Annotated in this window: 20 protein-coding genes and 3 tRNA genes; 16 read left to right on the top strand and 7 right to left on the bottom strand. The window is 39.2% G+C overall.

Annotation, left to right across the window (positions count from 1 at the left end; translation table 11 throughout):
* The first annotated feature begins 225 nt into the window (after window positions 1-225).
* From pldA to yigL, 4 genes are all read left to right on the top strand, one after another.
* Entirely contained in the window at window positions 226-1,119 is an 894-nt protein-coding gene (pldA, locus tag M1E96_RS19400; protein WP_070927819.1) for a phospholipase A, read from the top strand.
* A gap of 212 nt (window positions 1,120-1,331) precedes the next feature.
* Window positions 1,332-3,158 carry an ATP-dependent DNA helicase RecQ gene (recQ, locus tag M1E96_RS19395; protein ID WP_319069015.1) on the top strand — a complete coding sequence of 609 codons (1,827 nt, stop codon included), beginning with the start codon at window positions 1,332-1,334 and terminating at the stop codon, window positions 3,156-3,158.
* Window positions 3,159-3,176: 18 nt separating this feature from the next.
* Window positions 3,177-4,172 carry a lysophospholipase L2 gene (gene pldB / locus M1E96_RS19390; RefSeq protein ID WP_070927815.1) on the top strand — a complete coding sequence of 332 codons (996 nt, stop codon included), beginning with the start codon at window positions 3,177-3,179 and terminating at the stop codon, window positions 4,170-4,172.
* A 13-nt stretch (window positions 4,173-4,185) separates the two neighbouring features.
* A complete protein-coding gene (gene yigL, locus M1E96_RS19385; protein ID WP_070927814.1) occupies window positions 4,186-4,995 on the top strand; it encodes a sugar/pyridoxal phosphate phosphatase YigL in 810 nt (269 codons plus the stop codon).
* Between the two features lie 103 nt (window positions 4,996-5,098).
* Here yigL and M1E96_RS19380 read toward each other — a convergent pair whose 3' ends face one another.
* The gene (locus M1E96_RS19380; RefSeq protein WP_369427535.1) at window positions 5,099-5,308 is read right to left on the bottom strand and encodes a helix-turn-helix domain-containing protein; all 210 of its coding nucleotides are present in this window, start codon (window positions 5,306-5,308) and stop codon (window positions 5,099-5,101) included.
* Between the two features lie 429 nt (window positions 5,309-5,737).
* Between M1E96_RS19380 and M1E96_RS19375 the strand changes: the two genes are divergently transcribed.
* The 4 genes from M1E96_RS19375 (at window position 5,738) to M1E96_RS19360 (ending at window position 9,715) form a co-directional block, all read left to right on the top strand.
* Window positions 5,738-6,514: a hypothetical protein gene (locus M1E96_RS19375; RefSeq protein WP_319069018.1), complete on the top strand. Its 777-nt coding sequence runs from the start codon at window positions 5,738-5,740 to the stop codon at window positions 6,512-6,514.
* A gap of 209 nt (window positions 6,515-6,723) precedes the next feature.
* Window positions 6,724-7,887, top strand: a complete 1,164-nt coding sequence (locus M1E96_RS19370; protein ID WP_369427290.1) for an MFS transporter — start codon at window positions 6,724-6,726, stop codon at window positions 7,885-7,887.
* Window positions 7,888-7,900: 13 nt separating this feature from the next.
* On the top strand, window positions 7,901-8,677 hold the full coding sequence (locus tag M1E96_RS19365; protein ID WP_319069023.1) for a hypothetical protein: 777 nt from the start codon (window positions 7,901-7,903) through the stop codon (window positions 8,675-8,677).
* A gap of 246 nt (window positions 8,678-8,923) precedes the next feature.
* Window positions 8,924-9,715 (top strand): tetratricopeptide repeat protein, encoded by a 792-nt coding sequence (locus M1E96_RS19360; RefSeq protein WP_070927804.1) that lies wholly within the window; start codon window positions 8,924-8,926, stop codon window positions 9,713-9,715.
* A gap of 13 nt (window positions 9,716-9,728) precedes the next feature.
* On the opposite strand, the gene M1E96_RS19355 is transcribed toward M1E96_RS19360, so the two are convergent.
* The 4 genes from M1E96_RS19355 to rsgA all read right to left on the bottom strand — a co-directional run bounded on the left by M1E96_RS19355 (window position 9,729) and on the right by rsgA (window position 15,650).
* Complete coding sequence (locus M1E96_RS19355) at window positions 9,729-10,058, bottom strand: hypothetical protein (protein WP_369427289.1); 330 nt, start codon at window positions 10,056-10,058, stop codon at window positions 9,729-9,731.
* Window positions 10,055-13,396, bottom strand: coding sequence for a miniconductance mechanosensitive channel MscM (gene mscM, locus M1E96_RS19350; RefSeq protein WP_337979633.1), 3,342 nt, complete (start codon window positions 13,394-13,396; stop codon window positions 10,055-10,057). The genes M1E96_RS19355 and mscM overlap by 4 nt, the downstream gene beginning before the upstream one ends.
* A gap of 33 nt (window positions 13,397-13,429) precedes the next feature.
* Entirely contained in the window at window positions 13,430-14,341 is a 912-nt protein-coding gene (asd, locus tag M1E96_RS19345) for an archaetidylserine decarboxylase (protein WP_070927797.1), read from the bottom strand.
* 256 nt (window positions 14,342-14,597) lie between these two features.
* A complete protein-coding gene (gene rsgA / locus M1E96_RS19340) occupies window positions 14,598-15,650 on the bottom strand; it encodes a small ribosomal subunit biogenesis GTPase RsgA (RefSeq protein ID WP_319069030.1) in 1,053 nt (350 codons plus the stop codon).
* 111 nt (window positions 15,651-15,761) lie between these two features.
* Between rsgA and orn the strand changes: the two genes are divergently transcribed.
* From orn to M1E96_RS19305, 7 genes are all read left to right on the top strand, one after another.
* Window positions 15,762-16,304, top strand: a complete 543-nt coding sequence (gene orn, locus M1E96_RS19335) for an oligoribonuclease (protein WP_319069031.1) — start codon at window positions 15,762-15,764, stop codon at window positions 16,302-16,304.
* Between the two features lie 117 nt (window positions 16,305-16,421).
* Window positions 16,422-16,679: a type II toxin-antitoxin system HicA family toxin gene (locus M1E96_RS19330; RefSeq protein WP_140187679.1), complete on the top strand. Its 258-nt coding sequence runs from the start codon at window positions 16,422-16,424 to the stop codon at window positions 16,677-16,679.
* Entirely contained in the window at window positions 16,673-17,026 is a 354-nt protein-coding gene (locus M1E96_RS19325) for a type II toxin-antitoxin system HicB family antitoxin (RefSeq protein ID WP_319069033.1), read from the top strand. The genes M1E96_RS19330 and M1E96_RS19325 overlap by 7 nt, the downstream gene beginning before the upstream one ends.
* Window positions 17,027-17,274: 248 nt before the next feature.
* Window positions 17,275-17,487 carry a DUF1471 domain-containing protein gene (locus M1E96_RS19320; protein WP_070927787.1) on the top strand — a complete coding sequence of 71 codons (213 nt, stop codon included), beginning with the start codon at window positions 17,275-17,277 and terminating at the stop codon, window positions 17,485-17,487.
* Between the two features lie 336 nt (window positions 17,488-17,823).
* Window positions 17,824-17,899 (top strand) — tRNA-Gly (locus tag M1E96_RS19315).
* 40 nt (window positions 17,900-17,939) lie between these two features.
* A tRNA-Gly gene (locus M1E96_RS19310) sits at window positions 17,940-18,015 on the top strand.
* Window positions 18,016-18,052: 37 nt separating this feature from the next.
* A tRNA-Gly gene (locus M1E96_RS19305) sits at window positions 18,053-18,128 on the top strand.
* Window positions 18,129-18,257: 129 nt separating this feature from the next.
* On the opposite strand, the gene M1E96_RS19300 is transcribed toward M1E96_RS19305, so the two are convergent.
* Window positions 18,258-18,917 (bottom strand): JAB domain-containing protein, encoded by a 660-nt coding sequence (locus M1E96_RS19300; protein ID WP_319067361.1) that lies wholly within the window; start codon window positions 18,915-18,917, stop codon window positions 18,258-18,260.
* An 851-nt stretch (window positions 18,918-19,768) separates the two neighbouring features.
* The gene (gene queG, locus M1E96_RS19295) at window positions 19,769-20,926 is read right to left on the bottom strand and encodes a tRNA epoxyqueuosine(34) reductase QueG (protein WP_369427288.1); all 1,158 of its coding nucleotides are present in this window, start codon (window positions 20,924-20,926) and stop codon (window positions 19,769-19,771) included.
* A 316-nt stretch (window positions 20,927-21,242) separates the two neighbouring features.
* Here queG and tsaE point away from each other — a divergent pair, with 316 nt between their 5' ends.
* A complete protein-coding gene (gene tsaE, locus M1E96_RS19290; RefSeq protein WP_319067359.1) occupies window positions 21,243-21,707 on the top strand; it encodes a tRNA (adenosine(37)-N6)-threonylcarbamoyltransferase complex ATPase subunit type 1 TsaE in 465 nt (154 codons plus the stop codon).
* The last annotated feature ends 11 nt before the right edge of the window (window positions 21,708-21,718 follow it).

The raw sequence follows: 21,718 nt of genomic DNA, 5'->3' as shown, positions 1-21,718 counted from the left end.
TTAAAAATGTAAATAATAAGTTAACACTATGTATAAAATATGTCTCTAGTAAAGCAATGAATAATCTTTCAGCAACCCTAAGATTTTGCGTGTAGAATGAGACAAACTTTACCTTTAAGTCTATACCCGTCATCCTTCAATTTGCAGAGGTGTTGACTACGCTTAGCTAGTCGCCTACCTGCAACTCGAATGATCTAGGGTATACTTCAGAATAGGAATGATAGGATGCGCGTTCTTTACAAATTACTTGGAGCTGTACTCTGTTGTTGGTCTGTTTCATTGATGGCGGCCGAAAATACGGATATGGCATCACCCACAGAAGCCAACCATAACTCTCCTGTCAGAGGAAGTATCATTTCAGGGTTACTACAAAATTACGATAACCCTTTTGTCCTCTACCCTTATGAATCAAACTACATTATTTACACTTATACCTCCTCAATGAATAAAGATGCGATCAAAAGTTATGATTGGGGTAAAGATGCATTACGTGATGAAGTAAAATTTCAATTGAGCTTAGCCTTTCCTTTATGGCGGGGGATTGCTGGGGATAACTCAGTGCTAGCTGCATCCTATACTCAACGTTCTTGGTGGCAATTAAGTAATAAAAAAGAATCTTCGCCATTTCGTGAAACTAACTATGAGCCGCAAATCTTCATTGGTTGGGCGACGGATTATCAGCTAGGTGGCTGGACACTACGTGAGTTTGAAACAGGTTTTAACCATGAATCAAATGGGCGTTCAGATCCCACATCGCGTAGCTGGAACCGTATTTATGCACGAGCAATGGCACAAAATGGTAATTGGCAGGTTGACTTAAAACCGTGGTATCGCCTTCCTGAAAGTGACAGCAGTGATGACAATAAACACATTACTAAATATATGGGCTATTACCGCTTAAAAGTGGGTTATGCACTCGGTGATAGTGTGATCAGTGCAACTGGTCGTTATAACTGGAATAGTGGTTATGGTGCCGCAGAGCTTGGCTGGAGCTATCCAATTACTAAGCATGTGAGGTTTTATACCCAATTATTTAGTGGCTATGGCGAATCCATGATTGATTACGATTACAGACAAACACGCTTTGGTATTGGTGTAATGTTGAATGATATGCTTTAGTCGTTAGCGGTTATTTGCTAGCATACAACTGCTTTGCTTCAAGTATAAGTTTTAAATAGAGTTGAATGCTTGAAAAGTGCTACCCTAAATCTTTCAAGGTGCAGTTCTTATTTCTTAACGGAAGGTGCTGCAACTTGAAGTATAACGGGTAGAACCCGCTACTATTTTGCTGCTCGATTGGGCAGCTATCTGTTTGTAATTTGAGGATCCGCGTGTCTACTGCTGAAGTGATCTCCCAATTGTCACTTGCTGAAAGCATACTCAACAGTACTTTCGGTTATCAGTCTTTCCGCCCTGGGCAGGAAGCAGTGATCCATGCCATTTTAGATAACCGTGATTGTTTGGTTTTAATGCCAACAGGTGGCGGGAAATCTTTGTGCTATCAAGTGCCTGCACTGGTTAAAGAAGGTGTGACTTTAGTTGTGTCCCCGTTGATCTCATTAATGAAAGATCAGGTTGACCAATTGTGTTTGCATGGCATTAATGCAGCTTGCTTGAATTCCTCTCAGACGGCTCAAGAGCAGCGGGAAGTGATGGAGGCATGTGCACGGGGTGAACTTAAATTACTGTATGTCGCGCCAGAGCGGTTATTAACGGATTATTTTCTCAGTCAGCTAGCCAGCTGGAAAATCGGTTTATTAGCGGTTGATGAGGCGCATTGTATTTCACAATGGGGTCATGATTTTCGTCCTGAATATCGTGCATTAGGTCAGTTAAGGCAACATTTTCCAAATGTTCCTGTCATGGCGCTAACCGCAACCGCCGATGAAACCACTCGTGCCGATATTGTTCGTTTATTGGATCTTCATGACCCACTGATTCAAGTTAGCAGCTTTGATCGACCAAATATTCGTTACACTTTAGTTGAAAAATATAAGCCACTTGACCAGCTATGGTTTTTTATTAAAGGGCAAAAAGGCAAGGCAGGTATCGTTTACTGCAATAGCCGTAGTAAGGTGGAAGATACCGCAGAGCGCTTGCAAAAACGCGGTTTGAGCGTTGCTGCTTATCATGCGGGGCTTGATAATCAACAACGTGAGTGGGTACAAGACGCCTTTTTGAAAGATAATTTACAAATCGTCGTGGCAACGGTTGCGTTTGGTATGGGGATTAACAAATCCAATGTGCGTTTTGTTGCCCATTTTGATATTCCGCGCAATATTGAAGCCTATTATCAAGAAACAGGGCGAGCAGGGCGGGATGGTGTCGAAGCCGAGGCGGTGCTGTTTTACGATCCTGCTGATATGGCATGGTTGCGTCGTTGCCTAGAAGAAAAACCTGCGGGTATGCAACAGGATATTGAGCGACATAAACTGAATGCGATTGCAGCATTTGCAGAAGCACAAACTTGCCGTCGCCTCGTGTTACTGAATTATTTCGGCGAAAATCGACAGACGCCATGTGGTAACTGTGATATCTGTTTAGATCCACCAAAACAATACGATGGGCTGGTGGATGCGCAAAAAGCCCTTTCCTGTATTTATCGTGTTGGTCAGCGTTTCGGTATTGGCTATATTGTTGAAGTATTACGTGGCGCAAATAATCAGCGTATTCGTGATTTAGGCCATGATAAATTACCCGTGTATGGTATAGGCAAAGATCAAAGTAATGAACATTGGGTGAGCGTGATCCGCCAATTAATCCATCTTGGCATGATCACACAGAATATCGCGCATTTTTCTGCTCTACAGCTGACAGAAGCTGCGAGGCCAATATTACGGGGTGAAACGACATTATTGCTTGCTGTTCCACGTGTATTAGTGACAAAAAGCCGTAATCAGCAAAACAAAGTTTATCGAGGCAACTATGATAAGAAATTATTTGCTAAGTTGCGCAAACTACGTAAATCTATTGCTGATGAAGACAATATTCCGCCATTTGTTGTATTTAATGATGCGACATTGATTGAAATGGCAGAACATTGCCCAACTTCTCCTGTGGAATTGTTATTAATTAATGGTGTCGGAGAGAAGAAGCTTGAACGTTTTGGAGATGCTTTTATGGCATTAATCCGAGATCATCTTGAAGGTTATGAATGACGAAAGGATAACCACATAATGACCCCTGAAAAGCTAAAAGAGAGTTGGTTAAATCGAGAAACGCAATTTTCTGCATTTACCAACGGGCCTCTTTTAGATTTTTGGCAGCAGCGAGAAGAAGCTGAGTTTTTAGGGGTTGATGACTTACCGATCCGCTATGTGCGTTTTACTCGAGCGCAACATGATAAAGCCATTGTTATCTCTCCTGGACGTAGCGAAAGTTATGTTAAATACCCTGAAATTGCTTATGATTTCTATCACCTAGGTTTTGATGTATTCATTGTTGATCATCGTGGCCAAGGGCGATCGGGCCGCATGTTAGATGATCCCCAAAAAGGCCATGTCGAAAAGTTCACTGACTATATTGATGATTTTGCCAAGTTTGTTGAACTTGAAGTGCAATGTCGGCATTATCTCAAATGTTATGCTTTAGCTCACTCAATGGGTAGTGCTATACTTGCGGGTTATTTATTGCGAGATAAGGTCACATTTGATGCAGCGGCATTGTGTGCACCCATGATTGGCATTAATTTGCCAATACCGCATTGGCTGGCAAGTTTTATTGTCGAAAGGGCAGAATCGCATCCTAGTGTACGTACGGATTATGCCGTTTCGACAGGCAAATGGCAGCCATTACCTTATTTAATTAATGTCCTGACACACAGTCAAGAACGTTATCGGCGTTATTTACGCTATTACGCCGATTACCCTGAATTACGCCTTGGTGGTCCCACTTACCATTGGCTAAAAGAAAGTTTTGCAATTGGCGATGAGCTAATTGCTAAAGCGGGAGAAATTGATGTGCCACTGATGCTGTTAGAAGCCAGCGAAGACAAAGTGGTCAGCAATCGAGAGCTACAGGCTTTTTGTCAAAGTCGGCAAAAAGCGCAGACAGGAAGAGAAGAAAAATTACCTCTCGTTATCGAAGGGGCACACCATGAAATCCTGTTTGAAGTGGATGCACTTAGAGCTATGGCTCTGAATGCTATCTGTGATTTTTTTGAGCAGTATTAGTTAGGAATTAAGTATGAAATATCCTGTTGTTGCCTCTGATTTGGACGGTACACTTTTATCTCCCAATCATGATTTAACCGCATTCACCAAGGAAACATTGAAACAACTTGTTGATACACAAGATATCCACTTTGTATTTGCCACTGGTCGTCACCATGTTGATGTGGCACAAATTAGAGATAGTCTTGGTATTGATGCTTACATGATCACATCTAATGGTGCGCGAGTGCATAACACTAAAGGTGAACTGATTTTTAAGCATAATGTTGATCCTGATATCGCTCATGAGCTGTGTTTAATGGAATTTGATCATCCCGATCTTGTCACCAATTACTATGGTGGTGATGACTGGTTTATTAACCGTGAAAGCCCAGAGCAGAAAGAGTTTTTCAAAGAGTCTGTTTTTCAATATAACCTATTTGATCGTAATAACTTTGATACTTCGGATGTTTGTAAAGTGTATTACACTAGTGAAGATCACGATATGTTGGTGGATCTACAAAACCGTATTCGTGAACGCTGGCAAGATCGCGTTAATGTCACCTTTTCACTACGCAGCTGTCTTGAAGTCATGGCAGGTGTTGTATCTAAAGGCGAGGCGTTGCAGCAAGTTGCGGCACTTCAAGGCTATCAAGTCCATGATTGTATCGCGTTTGGTGATGGTATGAATGATAAAGAGATGCTGACTCTATCAGGCAAAGGCTGCATCATGGCTAATGCACACCAAATGTTAAAAGATGAATTACCGCAACTGGAAATTATTGGTTCTAATGCTGATGATGCGGTTGCCCATTATTTAAGAAATAAATATTTAAATGGCTAGTTATTACTATTAACTTTCCTTAAAAAATCGAGATAATTATGAAGGTTATCTCGATTTCGTATAAATTCAAGAAACATAAAATATCTTTTCATGTGTTATTAAATCATTGAACAATACTTATTCCGTTATCATTTTTCTCCTTGTAACGAGAAGGCCAAATTTCCTCGGGCTTCATCTCTAAATACTCAGCAATGATCCGCTCTCCTTTTGGCCATCGGCGTACTAAAGTATTATTAAGTGTCGAAGAACTTAAGCCAGCTAAAGGTGATATTTGCGATAATGTTGATCCTCTTTTACGAACAGCCGCAATGATATCTGCTGGATGCTAATCTTTTTCCATAACTTCTCCAATAAAAATATGAATAATGTAAGATTTAATATGATAGTTATTGATATATCTTTCTACGTTAATAAATTAAGGGGTGTTTATTTATAAATTAATTCTAAATATTATTCTGTACAATTATTGTTACATTAATTTATTTCAATTTTCTTTGAATATAAAAAATATTTTACATTTATTTTTTATGATAATAGTCTATGGTTTTCTTAATTAGTTACTTATTGAGGCTATGAGAAAATTATTTGACAATCGAAAATATAATGCCCTATTTTTAAGATGGTGGAGTTTAAATTAAACTGTAGACGTTTTTAATTGGCTTTTTATTTATTATGTTATTAATTACGGTTTTATTATTAAGGTGATTATTTGTTTGTTAATTATTTAAAATAAGGAGAGTTTATGAATGTAAAAAGTGATTTTCTTGAGAGTGCTTGTCGGCAATTTACAAATAAAATAGAATGTTTTTTTGACTTAAAGGTGACAGATGTTTCTTTAATTCGTATTGATTTGGAGAGGGAAAAAATTAATGGTATTTCTAGCCACTATGATTGGTTACTAATGAATTGGGATGATGACTTAGATTTGCTAGTAAGTGAACGAATATCTTCAGGTATACAATTTTGGAGTAATTACTCCTCTGCATACGCAAATACTTTTTCTAGGATAAAAAATAATAAAATGAAAGTGGATATTTGCCATAAGACAGGATCTGTATATGAAATTATTTCAATAAATACTAAAAAAGATATTGGAGTAAAAGATATATTAAACTTATTTAAAATGCGTCCAGTGCTCTCTGATTTTACTCATAAAATTTGGCAACAAAAAGACAATATAGATTTGCCTCTAAGAGAAAAGATTGTTCCATCTGAAACGACAGTGGTTGCTGCTGATGGACAGACAAGTGACTTATTCAATATTCATAATCATATGCGGTTTGGCAATATTCGTTTAACGCAAAAAGAGATGCTAACAATTCGTATGTTACTATCACAATGTAGAACAAAAGAAATTAGTTATATTCAAGGTTGTTCTATTATGACAGAGCATAAACGTATACAAACTATCAAAGAAAAACTGGGTTGCCCCAATGCATCATCAAGTGGATTATTTAAAGCTCTCAATGAGCATGGGATCACAACTGCATGTTTAGATTTGTTCTTCACTAAACAATAGAAGCCCTAATGAATGATAATGGGATGAATATTTTATCTAGTTTAGGTCGTATTTATATTCATAGAATGATTATCGACATATACCCAAAATTCTTCAAGTTACAGTATTTTGGGCTAGGCTCAGCTAGTCGCCTAACTGTAAATCGAATTATTTGAAATATAACAATATGGAGGTTAATTTTGAAATGGAAATATCGCTTCGGTGCTGTAATGGGAAATGCACTAGAATCTTATGAAATTGCCATCTTTGCAGCAATTTCACCTTATTTAAGTGCTGAATTAAATCGATTAGGCTATGAACAAGCGACTGAAATGGTGTGGGGAATATTTGCATTACGTTTTTTATCAAGGCCAATAGGCGGTTATATTATTGGTCTATATGCAGAGAAAGTGGGTAAGAAATCAGCTCTTATATTGATGAGTTTTATTACGGGACTAGCCACATTATCTATGGCATTTTTACCCATTGAATTACTCGGAGCATATACACCAATAGCCATACTTATTATTCAATTAGCATTATCTTTTAGCTTTGCAGGTGAATACCCATCATTGGTTACATATTTATTTAAAGATTCAAGCCTAAATGAACGTGCAAAAATTTCAGCTATGATTGCTTGTAGTGGTTTATTAGGATTTGCTATTTGTTTAGGTATGGTATTTGTACTCGATAAGGTGTTACCTCAAGAAACAATGCAAACTATTGGTTGGCGTATACCATTATTTCTTGGGTTAATTAATGTTATTATTAGTTTTTGGTTTAGAGCTAAATTACCAGAGCAACCAATAAATAACTTAAAGAATAAATTGAGTATAAAAAGTGTTATTGCTGTTATTTTTATTGCTATACCTGGTGCTGTTATTTTTTATATGCAGAGTATATCTTCGATAATAATTATTTCCCATTTAAATCTTGGTGATTTTAAAAGTTTATTCATGATTGTGTCTACATGTATTTTAATCTCACTGATTATCACAATTGGTTGGTGGACCGATAAATACTGTTCACCAGAAAAAATTTTTAGTGTTGGAGTTTGGGGCGGAATGTTACTTTCAATACCGCTCTACTATTTATTAGAAGGCACTAATGTTACATTTGTTTTCATTGCACAGTTTTTATTACTCATATTCTCATCATTGATTTTAAGTGCAACAAGCTCTGTATTGTTCTCTGGCTCATTAGGTAATGTGGTGGTATTGGCATTAGGCAATAATATTGCACAAACCTGTATTGGTGGTTTAACTCCATTAACGGTTAATTACCTAAAAAACTATGGCATTGCATATATAGGGTTATTTATTTCATTGATTTGTTTGGCATATATTATGTATGGTTATTTAACTAAAAATTATCATATAAAGCAATCTATTTAAATAAGGATATATTATGGATATTAAAAGTGATTTTTTAGAAAATGCATGTTGCAATTTTAAAAGAAAGTTTAATAATGTGTTTTATTTTACTGACTATGATGTGGCGTTTATTAGAATTGATCTCGATAATAAAAAAATTAATAGCGTCAATAGTAATTATGATTGGATACTAATGAATTGGGCTGATGATTTAGATCTCATGATAAGTGAACGAATATCATCAGATATACAATTTTGGAGTAATTATTCCCCTGCATATATGAATACTTTTTCTAGAATAAAAAATAATAAAATGAAAGTGGATATTTGCCATAGAATTGGAAATGTCTATGAATTAATCTCTTTGAATAGCAAACATGATTTGACGGCGAAAGATATTTTAAATTTATTTAAAATACGTCCGATGATCTCTGATTTCACACATAAAATTTGGCAACAAAAAGACAATATAGATTTGCCTCTAAGAGAAAAGATTGTTCCATCTGAAACGACAGTAGTTGCTGCTGATGGACAGCCAAGTGACTTATCCAATATTCATAATCATATGCGGTTTGGCAATATTCGTTTAACGCAAAAAGAGATGCTAACAATTCGTATGTTGCTATCACAATGTAGAACAAAAGAAATTAGTTATATTCAAGGTTGTTCTATTATGACGGAACATCAGCGCATACAAACTATCAAAGAAAAACTGGGTTGCCCCAATGCATCATCAAGTGGATTATTTAAAGCACTGAATGAGCATGGGATCACAACTGCATGTTTAGATTTATTCTTCACTAAACAATAGAAGCGCTAATGGGTGAGGGTAGGTGAACATTTTCCTACCTAACCCATATCATATTCACTGTTACATCAACGAAAAATGCTTTTTTTAAGATTACGCTACTTTTCCTATTCTTTCTGGGTAAAAGTGGCATTAAACTATTAGCTAGTTGTCTACAAAGCCCCCTATTGCATAGTCGTGGCTTGTCGATAACAAAGGATCACACTGTTTTCTCAGTCGGTTTTTTTGCACTGTTGAGGGTTGTTTAGGATGAAAAAAGTCGCGTTAGCATTATTGTTAGGTTCTGTTTGTTATAGTTCACTATTACTTGCCACCACCTCGAATACCTCCACTCCGACTCAACAGACAATCGAGCAGATCACACAGCTAGCACAGAAAGGTGATGCAGATGCTCAATACTTACTTGGCCAACGCTATTTTAAAGGTGAAGGCGTATCACAAGATTCCAAAATAGCCGCACAGTGGTTTATCAAAGCTGGAGATCGAGGCAATTCAGATGCGCAGTTCCAATTAGGTACGATGTATGTGAATGGTTTCGGTGTACGCCGTGATTATGATAAAGCAATGCTGTGGTATGAAGAAGCGGCAAAGAATAATGACGCCCGAGCTGAAACTAACATGGCGATGATGTACGCTCAGGGCCTTGGTGTTGCTCAAGATCTCGATAAAGCCGCGTATTGGTTTAGAAAAGCGGCACAGGGTGGTAATGCTATCGCTCAATTTCAGATTGGGCAGATGTATACGATAGGTAGTGGCGTTGAAGTGGATAATGAAAAAGCGGTTTTTTGGTTCCGCAAAGCCGCTAAACAGCGAGATGCAAAAGCGCAAGATCGCCTTGGGGTGATGTATTCTGAAGGTAAAGGTGTGAAAAAAAACCTTCAACAGTCTTATGCATGGTTAGCCACCGCGGTATACAGCGGTAATAAAGAAAGTCATCGCTTACAAGAAAAAATTGCGTCACAGCTTAATGACAATGAGTTAAAACAAGCGCAAAAATTAGCGGATAATTATATTCAAACCTATGGATTTAAAGCAGGCTAAAGAGCAAATTCGATTAGTGGGATATTACTTGGTATCCCACCATGATAATTGCAGATAATACCAGATACGCCCAACTCATTCGGTAAAAGCGGTTATATCCCCGACCCCTACGTACACTCAACTGTAACGGTTGATTAGATAATTTACTCACCAATATGCGATAGCTAACAATATAGAGTAGAGTTAACAACTGCCATAAATACAATATATTGACAGCAAAAGATTTACCAACAACGAGTAATATCACCAATGGGATAAGAAAAAATAGAATTGAGCCAACTTTCTCAAATTGGCTGACTCGTAACAGAGTCAGCTCATCTTCTGGTGTTATCGCCGTTTTCATAACTCACCAGACTTACGTGTAGGATTACGGCTCGAAAGGTTATTGGTGGCACTTTGTAGTGCATTATCACGAACATCCACTCGTGCTTGGAATGGTGGGAACGGCAGAGGAATGCCTTGTTCGGCAAATGCAGCCAATATATTTTGATGGATTTCGTGACGAGCGGGCAGTCGATGTCCCATTTCAGCGGCATAGACGCGCAACTCGAAAATTTGAATACCCTGCTGGAGATCCACTAAATAGACTTCAGGATTGGGGTTTTCTAATATCATTGTTGAGCGTTCCGCTGCATTGAGTATGGTTGATGTCACCAGTTTGCTGTCTGCATCAGCAGGTGCTGGAATTGTCATGACAATACGTGTGATAGTGTCACTCAAAGACCAGTTAATAAACTGCTCAGTAATAAAGGCTTTATTTGGCACAATGATCTCTTTTCTATCCCAATCTGTCAGCGTTGTTGCTCGGGTATTAATTTTTGTAATACTCCCCGTCAGATTGCGGATAGTCACCGTATCACCAATACGAATCGGTTTTTCGAATAAAATCATCAGACCTGAAATAATATTGGCAAAAATCTCTTGTAAACCAAACCCTAAACCGACCCCCATTGCAGCGATTAACCATTGCAATTTAGACCAATCAATCCCCAACATTGAGAAACCAACAATGGTACCGATGATAGTCAGTGAATATTTGGTTAATGTGCTGATAGCATAGCCAGTACCCGGTGTTAAATCTAAATGTTGTAATACCGCAAGCTCAAGCAATGCGGGTAAATTACGAACTAACTGCGTAGTAACAATAATGATCAATATGGCAATGAAAATTGACCCCATCGTGATTGGCTGGACGGTATCCACACCATTAACGGTTGAGGTAACATCCCATAGACGAATATTTTCGAGAAATGAAAACGCGCTATGTAGCTCGGACCATAGCCAAATGAGGGAAACTAAGGCAATCATCGTTAGGATCGAACGTACCAACCCGACGGATTGTGCGCTAATTGCATCGAGGTCAATCACTTGCTCATCAATGTCAATCGCACCTTCGCCACTTGCATTTGGTAGTGGAGAATCTTCTTCTCCCTTTGCCCGTTGCGCTAAGATATCAGCACGACGTTGTTTAGCACGTTCAAAAGCTAACTTACGACGTTGTATTGACATCCAACGACGAATTGCATGATAAACAATTAACAAGACAAACCAAATTGCGACCGAGGTTTCTAAACGGCCTAATAAGGCTTGAGATGTTGAAAAATAGCCTAATAAAGAGAAAAAGGCAGCGACAACAGGGGCAATCAACAACATCCACCATAGCGCTTTATTGATCAGATTCTCACCTGAGCCATGTCGGTCTAAATAAAGCGGAACATGGGTACGACGTAAATTGTTGGTCATTAAGCTTAAAGCAACACACAACAATAAGAAGCAGAAACGGCCAATAGTGGCGGCGAATTCCCTATCGCTGTAATACTCAAAGGTGATCAGCGCCATCATTAACGGGACGATCACGAAAATTGCGAGGCGATAGTAGCGCATTGCCCGTTTGACCGCGTCTTTATCCCACCCAAAGTGAGCAATAAATAAACCGGTAGGGCGTGAAAAAGTCTCACTGATCATAAATAGCCATAGTACAGGCGTGGTGGCACTGACACCGTATCCAATCGCCGCGGCCATTGGATATTGCCAAGCGCTTTGCAGCCCATAACCAATGGCTGACCACATCATCGGCAGAGGTAATGCAACGATGATTGACCAAAAAATCGTTCGTATTGTCAGATAAAAGTGATCTTGAGTGACTTTACCAATTCGTAGGCTTGCACGATCGAGAAAGTCTTGATAGTGGCGGCGCGTACTGATGCTGAAAATGACTAAAATAATCGACCCAAGCAGATATAAGAAAGTATCTTGGGTTGTTAACATCACCTCTAAAGCCCCTGTTAGCTGTGACAAGGTATCTAAGGAAAGCAGTTGGGTAATATCGGTGATCAAAAGTACCGGATAATGCAGCGTCACTGGTGGGGCATCCGCAATCCAAAACAGATAACGGTGTGATGCGTCTTTAACTTCTTTTAAGGCATCAGTGAGCTGGCTGGTGGCAACATTAAGTTTTGTGAGCTCCAGCATCTCGGTATCAAAACCAGAAATCAGAGCGGTCAATAATTCTTTACGCGTTTTTATTAATGAGGTGTATACCTGCGCTTGTGCGGCGTTTAAATTATTTTCAGTTTCTTGACTAGAAATATCTAATTTAGATAAGCGCTCTAGCGTATCTTCATAATTTAATCGTTGTACACGTAAATCAGCCATATCGCGATTAAGCTGCTGACTTTTCGGTATTTCAGGTAGGCGCGATAGTTGAGTACGTAATGCTTCACCTAAAGTACTGGAACCGTTTAGCCACTGAGCTTGTTCGCGGATTGTTGTCAACGCTTGACGTGCATCTTGTATACCCGCAGAAATTTCGGTTTGGCTGACGCTAATACTATTCATACGAACGGCTTGGTCAGTCAGTGCTTGTGATAACTTACGGTTAATATCGATTTGCTCTTTAAGAAAAGGGGTTAATTCACCCTGTTCGGCAAGCATCTCGGTGTGCTCTAAGGCTAATACCGCTTTTTGTTGGCGCAAGGTGCTTTGAACTTCACGTAATTTTTGGAGTTCTAGCTCTAGGCGATTGTAGCGTTTTTTATTCAGTTCTAATGTGACTCGGGAAATTTCTTGGCGATTATTGGCTGATAACTGCGCCATTTCGAGTTCATTAACTTCTGATTTGCGAGCACTTACTTCGGCTTGAGCAAGTATAGCTTGGGCTTCTGCAAGTGGAGTCGCTGGTGTGCTTAACGACTGTAAGCGAAAGGAAGCTTCAGAGAGTAAGCGTCGTGCTTCAGATAATTGCTGAGGCAATGCACCAAGTGATTCGCTGATTTCGCGGCCTTTATCTTGCTCTTGCTGGGTTTTACGGCCTTGTTCCAGTAGTTGGCTGCTCACTTGAACAATTTGTTGTTCAAGTTCAGAGAGGCCAATATTTGAAGGAATAGGATTAGGTTCATCGCTCTCATTGAGCAAATCTTGCCTCAATCCTTTAATAATTTGAGGGAACTTATCAATAGCTTCTTGATAAGACTTTGCTTTTGCATCAGAGTCATTGGCTTCATTGATCCAATTGAGTGCCCCTTGCAATGCTTGAGCAATTTCAGCATCTTTGGGGTTTTTGCTTGGATCAAGTTGCGCTAGCTCCTGCTTAATCTGTGCTTCATTCTGCGTGGTGTTAGAAGCCCCAGCCGCAGAGAAGGCGATTAGCAGGCTGAAAAAAAAACTGATAATCAAACGCACAGTCAGGAGCTCCTTCAAGCAATTAATAAGATCTTACTGAGTTTCAACCGAACTATTAATAGAGTCAGTGTCAGTTTCATCAACGATCACTTCCGCTAATAATTCTCCCATACGTGTTGCATAACCAGGGATCAGCGAAGGATTAAAACGTATGGTATTAGGTTCGAAGAGGTTGATCACTGTCGAGCCTAATTTAAAGCGGCCCATTTCTTCGCCTTTTTTCAAAAATACTGCATTTTCAGCGAGTTGTTCAGGGTAGGTCCAGCGTTTGATTACGCCTTCACGCTGATTATTCACACACCCACTCCAAACTGTTTCAATACTACCTACAATGGTGGCACCCACTAAAATTTGTACCATAGTGCCCATTTCAGTTTTGAAAACACAAATAAGGCGCTCATTACGGGCAAACAAATTAGGCACATTGGCCGCAGTCAGTGGGTTTACCGAAAACAGATCACCTGGGACATAAATCATTTCAGTCAATAAACCATCACATGGCATATGGACGCGATGGTAATCACTTGGTGACAGGTAAGTGGTGATAAAGTCACCATTACGGAATTTATCCGCTAATTGGTAATTACCTGCTAGCAGGGCTTCCACAGTATAATTATGGCCTTTGGCTTGGAAGATTTGGTCATCTTGGATAAGGCCTAATTGACTCACCGCACCATCAGCAGGTTGCGCTAATTGGTGATTACCAGAAACCAACGGGCGCGCTTCTTCTTTTAGTGGTCTAACAAAGAAATCGTTAAACGTTGCATATGCGGAGAATTCACTTTTCTGTGCTTCACTCATATTCACCTTATATGCTTTTGCAAATAGTTTTATTGCCCATTGAGTAACAAAGCCAACATTTCGGCTAGCAAACCAGCCAGCAAATTGAGTAAGGCCTTGCTTAGGCAGCATATATTGCAAACGTATTTTAATTTTCTCTAGCACGTTAACCTCAAATTCGTAAACGCTAATTAGCCTATAACAGCCATTGAAATTGTTGGTGGAGAAGGTTGCCTTCCATTAATTTCACAACTTCTGTTGGCTGCCAAATACACTCTATTTTTCGCAAGCCGGCATTGTACCTTTGCCTATCTAAATAGTATATTTTGTTTCGACGAACTGAAAAATCTTTACCATCAAGTGAGGACTTTTCAATATATAATGTAAGTGCTCACTTACTATATTTGCTCTGCAAAAAGTATTATTTCTCTTTACCTGTAAAATTACCGCGTGGTTTAACTTGTTCCATGCTTTCTAAAATACGGTGATAATTTTCAAAGCGTGATTCAGCAATGTCCCCTCGCTCGGTGGCTTCGCGTATTAAACAGCCCGGATCATCTAAATGTTTACAATCACGGAATTTGCAACCCCCTAGGTACTCTTTAAATTCGACAAAACCTTTCGTCACTTGTTCCGTAGAAAGATGCCATAAGCCAAATTCACGTACACCTGGTGAGTCAATCACATCACCCCCTAGCGGGAAGTGATAGAGCCTTGAGGTCGTGGTCGTGTGTTGGCCTAATCCTGAATTATCGGATACCTGATTCACTAAAATGGCTTGTTCATTATGGGGCAACAGCGTATTCAGTAAACTGGATTTACCCACACCAGATTGGCCGACAAATACCGATATTTTGCCTTCTAGCGTGTTAGTAAGTGCTTCCATTCCTTCATTGGTATGACTGGAAACTTCGAGGACTTGATAGCCAATATCGCTATAAATAGTCATCAAATCACTCACCCATTCACGGTTTTCTTCATCTAATAGATCAATTTTATTTAAAACGATGATGGGTTTGATGCCTAATGTTTCGCAAGCCACTAAATAGCGGTCAATAATATTCAGTGAAAGCTCGGGTAAAATTGCCGAAACAACGACAATTTGGTCAATATTTGCGGCAATTGGTTTCAATCCATCATAATAATCAGGGCGAGTCAGCACTGAGTGGCGCTCGTGTACAGCTTCGACAATGCCATTGATTTTAATGTCAGTTTGCGTATTGAGCGCAGGGCGCCAAACAACACGATCGCCAGTCACAAGGGATGAGATGGTTCGGCGTAAGTTACAACGCTGTATAGTGCCATCATTTGCTTCAATATCCGCATGTTGACCGAATCGGCTGATCACCAGCCCCTCTTGGGCTTCGCCGAGTTGACTATCATCAATTTCTACAGCATGTTGCTTTTTCAATCGTTTCTGATGATTTGCTTGTACGCGGCGCTGCTGGCCTTTCGACAGTTTTTGCTTAGCCACCTGACCTCTCTTGATAATGTTGGCTGAGTTTTGTTTATTTGAGTCGTTCGCACCGATATCTCAAACGCGCTATTATAGCATGAACTTTAGTGGATCAAATTAGGGCATATGATGCAAAAGAATGAGAATAATTTAATCTGGATCGATTTAGAGATGACAGGACTCGATCCTGAACGTGACCGTATCATCGAGATTGCGACGATTGTGACGGACAGTCAACTTAATATTTTAGCACAAGGCCCCGTAATAGCGGTTCATCAAACACAAGCTCAGCTCGATTTGATGGATGATTGGAACGTGAATACACACACCAATAGCGGTTTAGTTGAACGTGTCAAAAGTAGCCAATTTAGTGAGCGCGATGCTGAATTAGCTACGATTGAATTTTTAGAGCAGTGGGTGCCGAAAGGCGTATCACCGATTTGTGGCAATAGTGTTGGCCAAGATCGCCGTTTTTTGTTCCGCTACATGCCTGAGTTAGAAAGTTATTTTCATTATCGTTACCTTGATGTGAGCACACTAAAAGAGCTTGCACGTCGCTGGAAACCAGAGATCTTAGATGGTTTCACCAAAAAAGGCACTCACCAAGCACTGGATGATATTCGTGAATCTATTGCGGAATTAGCCTACTACCGCGAAACCTTTATTAAATAGTGGTTACCTAATCAAATGATTAAAGCAATTGGCTGCGAGTGGGCAGCCAATTTTTTTGATATAAGCAGATAAGCTTTAGTTGTTTTAAATGGTATTAAATAATGATACCATTTTAGTATGAATAAACGACATCTAAAGACACTTTCAGATGTGTTTGCTCGCCCTGTTAATGGGTCAATAAAGTGGTCAGAGATAGAGGTTCTGTTTATTGCTCTTGGAGCTGAAATACATGAAAGGGAAGGATCAAGGATTGCGGTTTTATTGAAAGGCGAAAAGCGTATTTTTCACAGACCTCATCCAAGGCCAACGACTGACAAAGGGGCGGTTAATTCTATTCGTAACTGGCTGGATAGCCTAGGGATTAAACCATGTTAAAAAATACAATGACAATTGATGGATGCGTGGCGGTTATCACATTTGATCCTGAAATTGAAATGTTTAGAGGTGAATTTATTGGTTTGAATGGTGGTGCTGATTTCTACGCATATAGCGTTGATGAATTGAAGAAAGAAGGCGCTATATCCCTCGCTATATTTTTAGATGAATGCCAGAAAGAAGGGATCGCACCTTATAAAAATTATAGTGGTAAAATTTCAGCTAGATTGAAATCTGAAGATCACCATGCATTGACGATAGTCTCACAGGCTTCAGGCTTGTCTATTAATGAGCTATTAAACGAAGGTGTAAAATTAGTATTAGCAAAGCATGAATCATGTTCATAGTGTTTGTGTGGCTAATCATTGGCTGCCTGCGGGTGGCTAATTTTTCTTTTCCTATGGTTTTGCTATTAAAAGTATTACTGTAATTTTCCTCTCTGTGATCTAAATCTCAAAAAGTTCCTTCAAATTTTTTGTCTAACAAAGGCAAATTTAGTTACTTTCATTAGTGGGTGATAGGAGATAGATTAACTCCATCGCAGATAATATCGGTTATCTACTCAGTCTAAAAAAATAAATGAAGGATAAAAATTATGAACATGATTAAAACACTAACAACAGCCTCTCTGTTATCTTTACTGGCTTTTGGTGCTTCTGCTCAAACGATTACTGCAACAGGCGATACACTTTCTTCTACTGAAGCAATCATTGCTCAGAAAGCAAAAGATGCGGGTGCAGACAATTACACCATCACAAGTGCACGTGTCGGTAACTTTGTGACTATGAGTGCAGATCTTAACAAATAAGTTTTGCTATCCCGCCGAGTTAACGGAATGCCTATTTAGGCACTCCGTTGCTTGTTTATGCCAACCAGCCATCAGCGATATATCAATTTAGAATGTCTTCAATATTTATACTCTTCTGTTCAATATCGATAAAAGTGAAAAATGTTAATCGATTGAAATCAAAAGTTTACTTATGATGCTGATAAAACCATCATAATGTCGAATTTATCAGCAAACGAACAAAAAAATAAAAAATTTGCGTCAAGGGGCTTGCCTGACGTGCAATTTTTCGTATAATGCGCTCCCCGTACCGATGAAGATTTTCGTTAGTACGGCAAAGCAAAAAGAGTGTATTTTGCGGGAATAGCTCAGTTGGTAGAGCACGACCTTGCCAAGGTCGGGGTCGCGAGTTCGAGTCTCGTTTCCCGCTCCAAACTCTCTTAATGTTTTAGCTAAAACACTATTTTCGGTCTGCGGGAATAGCTCAGTTGGTAGAGCACGACCTTGCCAAGGTCGGGGTCGCGAGTTCGAGTCTCGTTTCCCGCTCCAATCTCTCTTAGTGTTTTAGTGCAGTAACCCACCAAATGCGGGAATAGCTCAGTTGGTAGAGCACGACCTTGCCAAGGTCGGGGTCGCGAGTTCGAGTCTCGTTTCCCGCTCCAAAAATTTTATAAAATTCAAAAAAATCCCATCTTTAAATATCTAAAATTTACAATGCTTATATTACTGGCTGGCAGCTATTTGAAATTTTGTATCGTAAAAACACAAGTGGGTAATAGATTGATGTGAGATTAATCAGATGAAATTATCTTTTTGACTTCAGTCATGCTAATAGAAAGAATATTCGCAATTTCTTCAATACTCATTTCTTTATTAAGCAGTGTATTTACTAAAATTTTAGATTGATTTTGAGCCGTTTTCTCTGCATGTTTGGCGGAGTTAACCTTATTTTTGGCAATTTCCTGCTCTTCCTTACGCACTTTCTCCACCGCTTGATATGTTGGTACATACTTCAAACTGTTCTCCAATTCATCCATTAGTCCCAGCGCGCGAAAGCTTTGATAGTCTTCTGTACTAATAATTAAATGGTCAATCAGTTGGATATTTAAAATACGACCTACTTGGATCAAGCGATCGGTAATATCTTTATCTTGCTCAGAGGGAACCAGTCGCTTTGAAGGATGGTTGTGGATGGCGATAACACGTGTGGCATTTTTCATGACTGCAACACGAAATACATTCATTGGTTCGATAGGTACAGATCGCACCGTACCCAGTGCAATTAATTCAATATACAGAATAAAGCCAGCTTCGTTCATCCCTATGATCCAGAAATGTTCCTTTTCCTGATCTATCTTATTTTCACGCTGTAAAATTTTCGACATGACCCCGAATACATCATCAGTGCCTTCTATATAGCGTTTGTCGTTTTTTCCAAGCTGAATGTCCATAACTTTCCTGTCGTTAGATAGCCGTACAAAAAAATATAGCATAATTTAGCGCTGACAATAATCAATCATAGTGTTTTATGTGATTGTGTTAATCCAAGCGGTAGATATCACATTGAAGTAGATTACTCTGCGTAGACCTAATTGCTAGGTGGGCGTGCTAGCCACTCTATTTAACGTTTTATCACTCTTCAACTTTTTCTTTTCTATGTGTTCTTTTGATGTGAATAAATTATGCGTTATGGATATTTGCCATTTATAGATTTGTCATCTATAAATATTAGAACAAAAAATAGACACATGAGGATCATCACATTTCTTACGATCTTTTTTCGATCTTGTGGTTTTTTCTGCTTGCATTCATCGGGTTGTCGCCATAGAATAGCCTCCCCTTAGCGATAGGGGCTATCAATAAGTATCCTGATTGTTATAATTTCGTTTGTAACAATAAGCAAAAAGCCTATTTTTGGCTATTTCAGTTAATTTCTTGTTTCAATCTAAAGTTTTTATAACTTTACTTGCTCTGTGAGTAGTTAAAAAGTCAATTTATTTATTTTCCCATTGTTATCGAGTTATCCACAATCTATTCGCGAAATCATATCGCCTATAAGGCTCTGTAATACTTTATTACACAGAGTTATCCACAGGGTGATGGGCTAGGTATTTTTATGTGCCCATAAAAATACTTGCGTTATGTTATTAGTTATATAATTGAATTTAAAAATAAAATATTTTTATTTAAAATGTGGGTAGCACAACTTGCAAATTCTTTAGCTATTGTCTATTAAGCAGTTTTTTATTTTATGCACACAAGATTGACTTTTATTGAATTGGGTTATATAGGCGTATTATTTTTAAGCGTCTCTTGGTAAACCTTTAGATATGGCTCGTACAAGGCGTTTTTGTTGTGAAGTTTGAATTGTTACTTGGTTTTCTTCCCTGCGTTTTAATTGCTGTTGTATTGCCCATGTAAGGTGCTCATCCAACATATCATTTAATTGCAAACGAGCACGTAGTGCAGTCACGATAGTGTCTTGATAGGGGGCATTACCTAATGCCACACTAATATTTCTCAGCCATTTCAAATAGCCAATACGGCGGATGGCAGAGCCTTCAGTGACTTTTAAAAATGTTTCTTCACTCCAACTAAATAGCTCAAGCAGCTCTGGTGTATGTAATACGCGCCTTGGACTAAAATCTTCTTCGTCTGTTAATTGAGAAAAACGGTTCCAAGGACAAATGAGCTGGCAATCATCGCAGCCATAGATACGATTGCCCATTAATGGGCGAAACTCTTCTGGAATAGGGCCATCAAGTTCGATGGTCAGATAGGAAATACAACGTCTTGCGTCAACGACATAAGGCTCGACAATCGCGCCAGTTGGGCAGGTTGTCATACAGGCTACACAGCGGCCGCACTGCTCTTCAATTGGTTGATCGACGGGAAGAGGTAAATTAACCAGTAACTCACCAAGAAAAAACCAAGATCCAGCCTCACGATTGAGGATCAGGGAATGTTTACCTGTCCAGCCTAAACCCGCTTTAACCGCAAGTGGCCGCTCTAAAATAGGCGCGGAATCAACGAAGGGGCGAAAATTAAGATCATCAGAACAAAGGTGCTCGCGGCAGTATGCTAAAATGCGATCACTGAGTAGTTTTAACCGCTTCTTGAGTAATTTATGATAGTCTCTACCTAAAGCATAGCGGCTGATATAGCCAAGTTTGGGGTTATTGAGTGTGCTAGCAAAGGCCGCTTTTGCAGGCAAATAGTTCATTCGAACACTGATGACGCGAAGTGTTCCGGGGTGTAATTCATGTGGTCTTGCGCGCATCATGCCATGGCGTGCCATCCACTCCATATCGCCATGATATTGCTTATCCAGCCATGCTTGTAGCTTAGGCTCTTCTAATGATAAGTCAGTATCGCAAATACCGACTTGCTGAAACCCTAATTCAAGGCCCCATTGTTTGATATTTTGTGCGAGAAGATTGAGATCGAGAAGTGTTGCCATGTGATTTTATCAGGGTATTAAACTCAGTATAATTGCAGCGGCACTTTATCACGCTAACGCTGTTTCACAAAGTATCTCCGTTGCAAAAAGATTGGCCTTAATAAGGATCAAGCGGTTATCTGATATCCATAATTTGAATATTTCTGTAATGTTATATTTCAAGTTGCAGCACTTTTTGTTGAGATAGAGTGGCTCTATTTACTGGCTGCCTAGCGATACTCCGAATTATTTAGAGTATTTTTAAGGAAAATAAAGTGGCTTGAGTTAATATAGTCACTAAATTGATCTATTTTTTATAAAGCTGATTAAACCATTCATGAAAGAACGCATTTTACAACTTGCTAACGAAGAACAGACCGTAGCACTAGGGCGTGCTGTCGCAGCCGCTTGTAAACAAGGGGCCGTGATCAATTTATATGGCGATCTTGGTGCAGGCAAAACGACATTTAGCCGTGGTTTTTTACAAGCGTTAGGGCATCAAGGGCATGTGAAAAGCCCTACTTATACACTTGTAGAACCCTATGATCTTCCTGGTAAGCAAGTTTTTCATTTTGATCTTTACCGTTTGGCTGATCCAGAAGAACTGGAATTTATGGGGATCCGTGATTATTTCTCCCCTGAGTCGATCTGTTTGGTGGAATGGCCTCAACAAGGCAAAGGTTTTTTACCTGAAGCTGACCTTGAGCTGCATTTAACTTATCAAGGTGAAGGTCGTCAGGCTCACTTTATTGCTTTTTCTGCAAATGGGGAGTCGTTGTTAGAAGCATTACAAGCACTCTAAGGGATATATTG

Origin of the sequence: Providencia sp. PROV236, assembly GCF_033676985.1 — a bacterium.
GTDB lineage: Bacteria > Pseudomonadota > Gammaproteobacteria > Enterobacterales > Enterobacteriaceae > Providencia > Providencia manganoxydans.
This window is presented reverse-complemented; position numbering and strand designations above follow the sequence as displayed.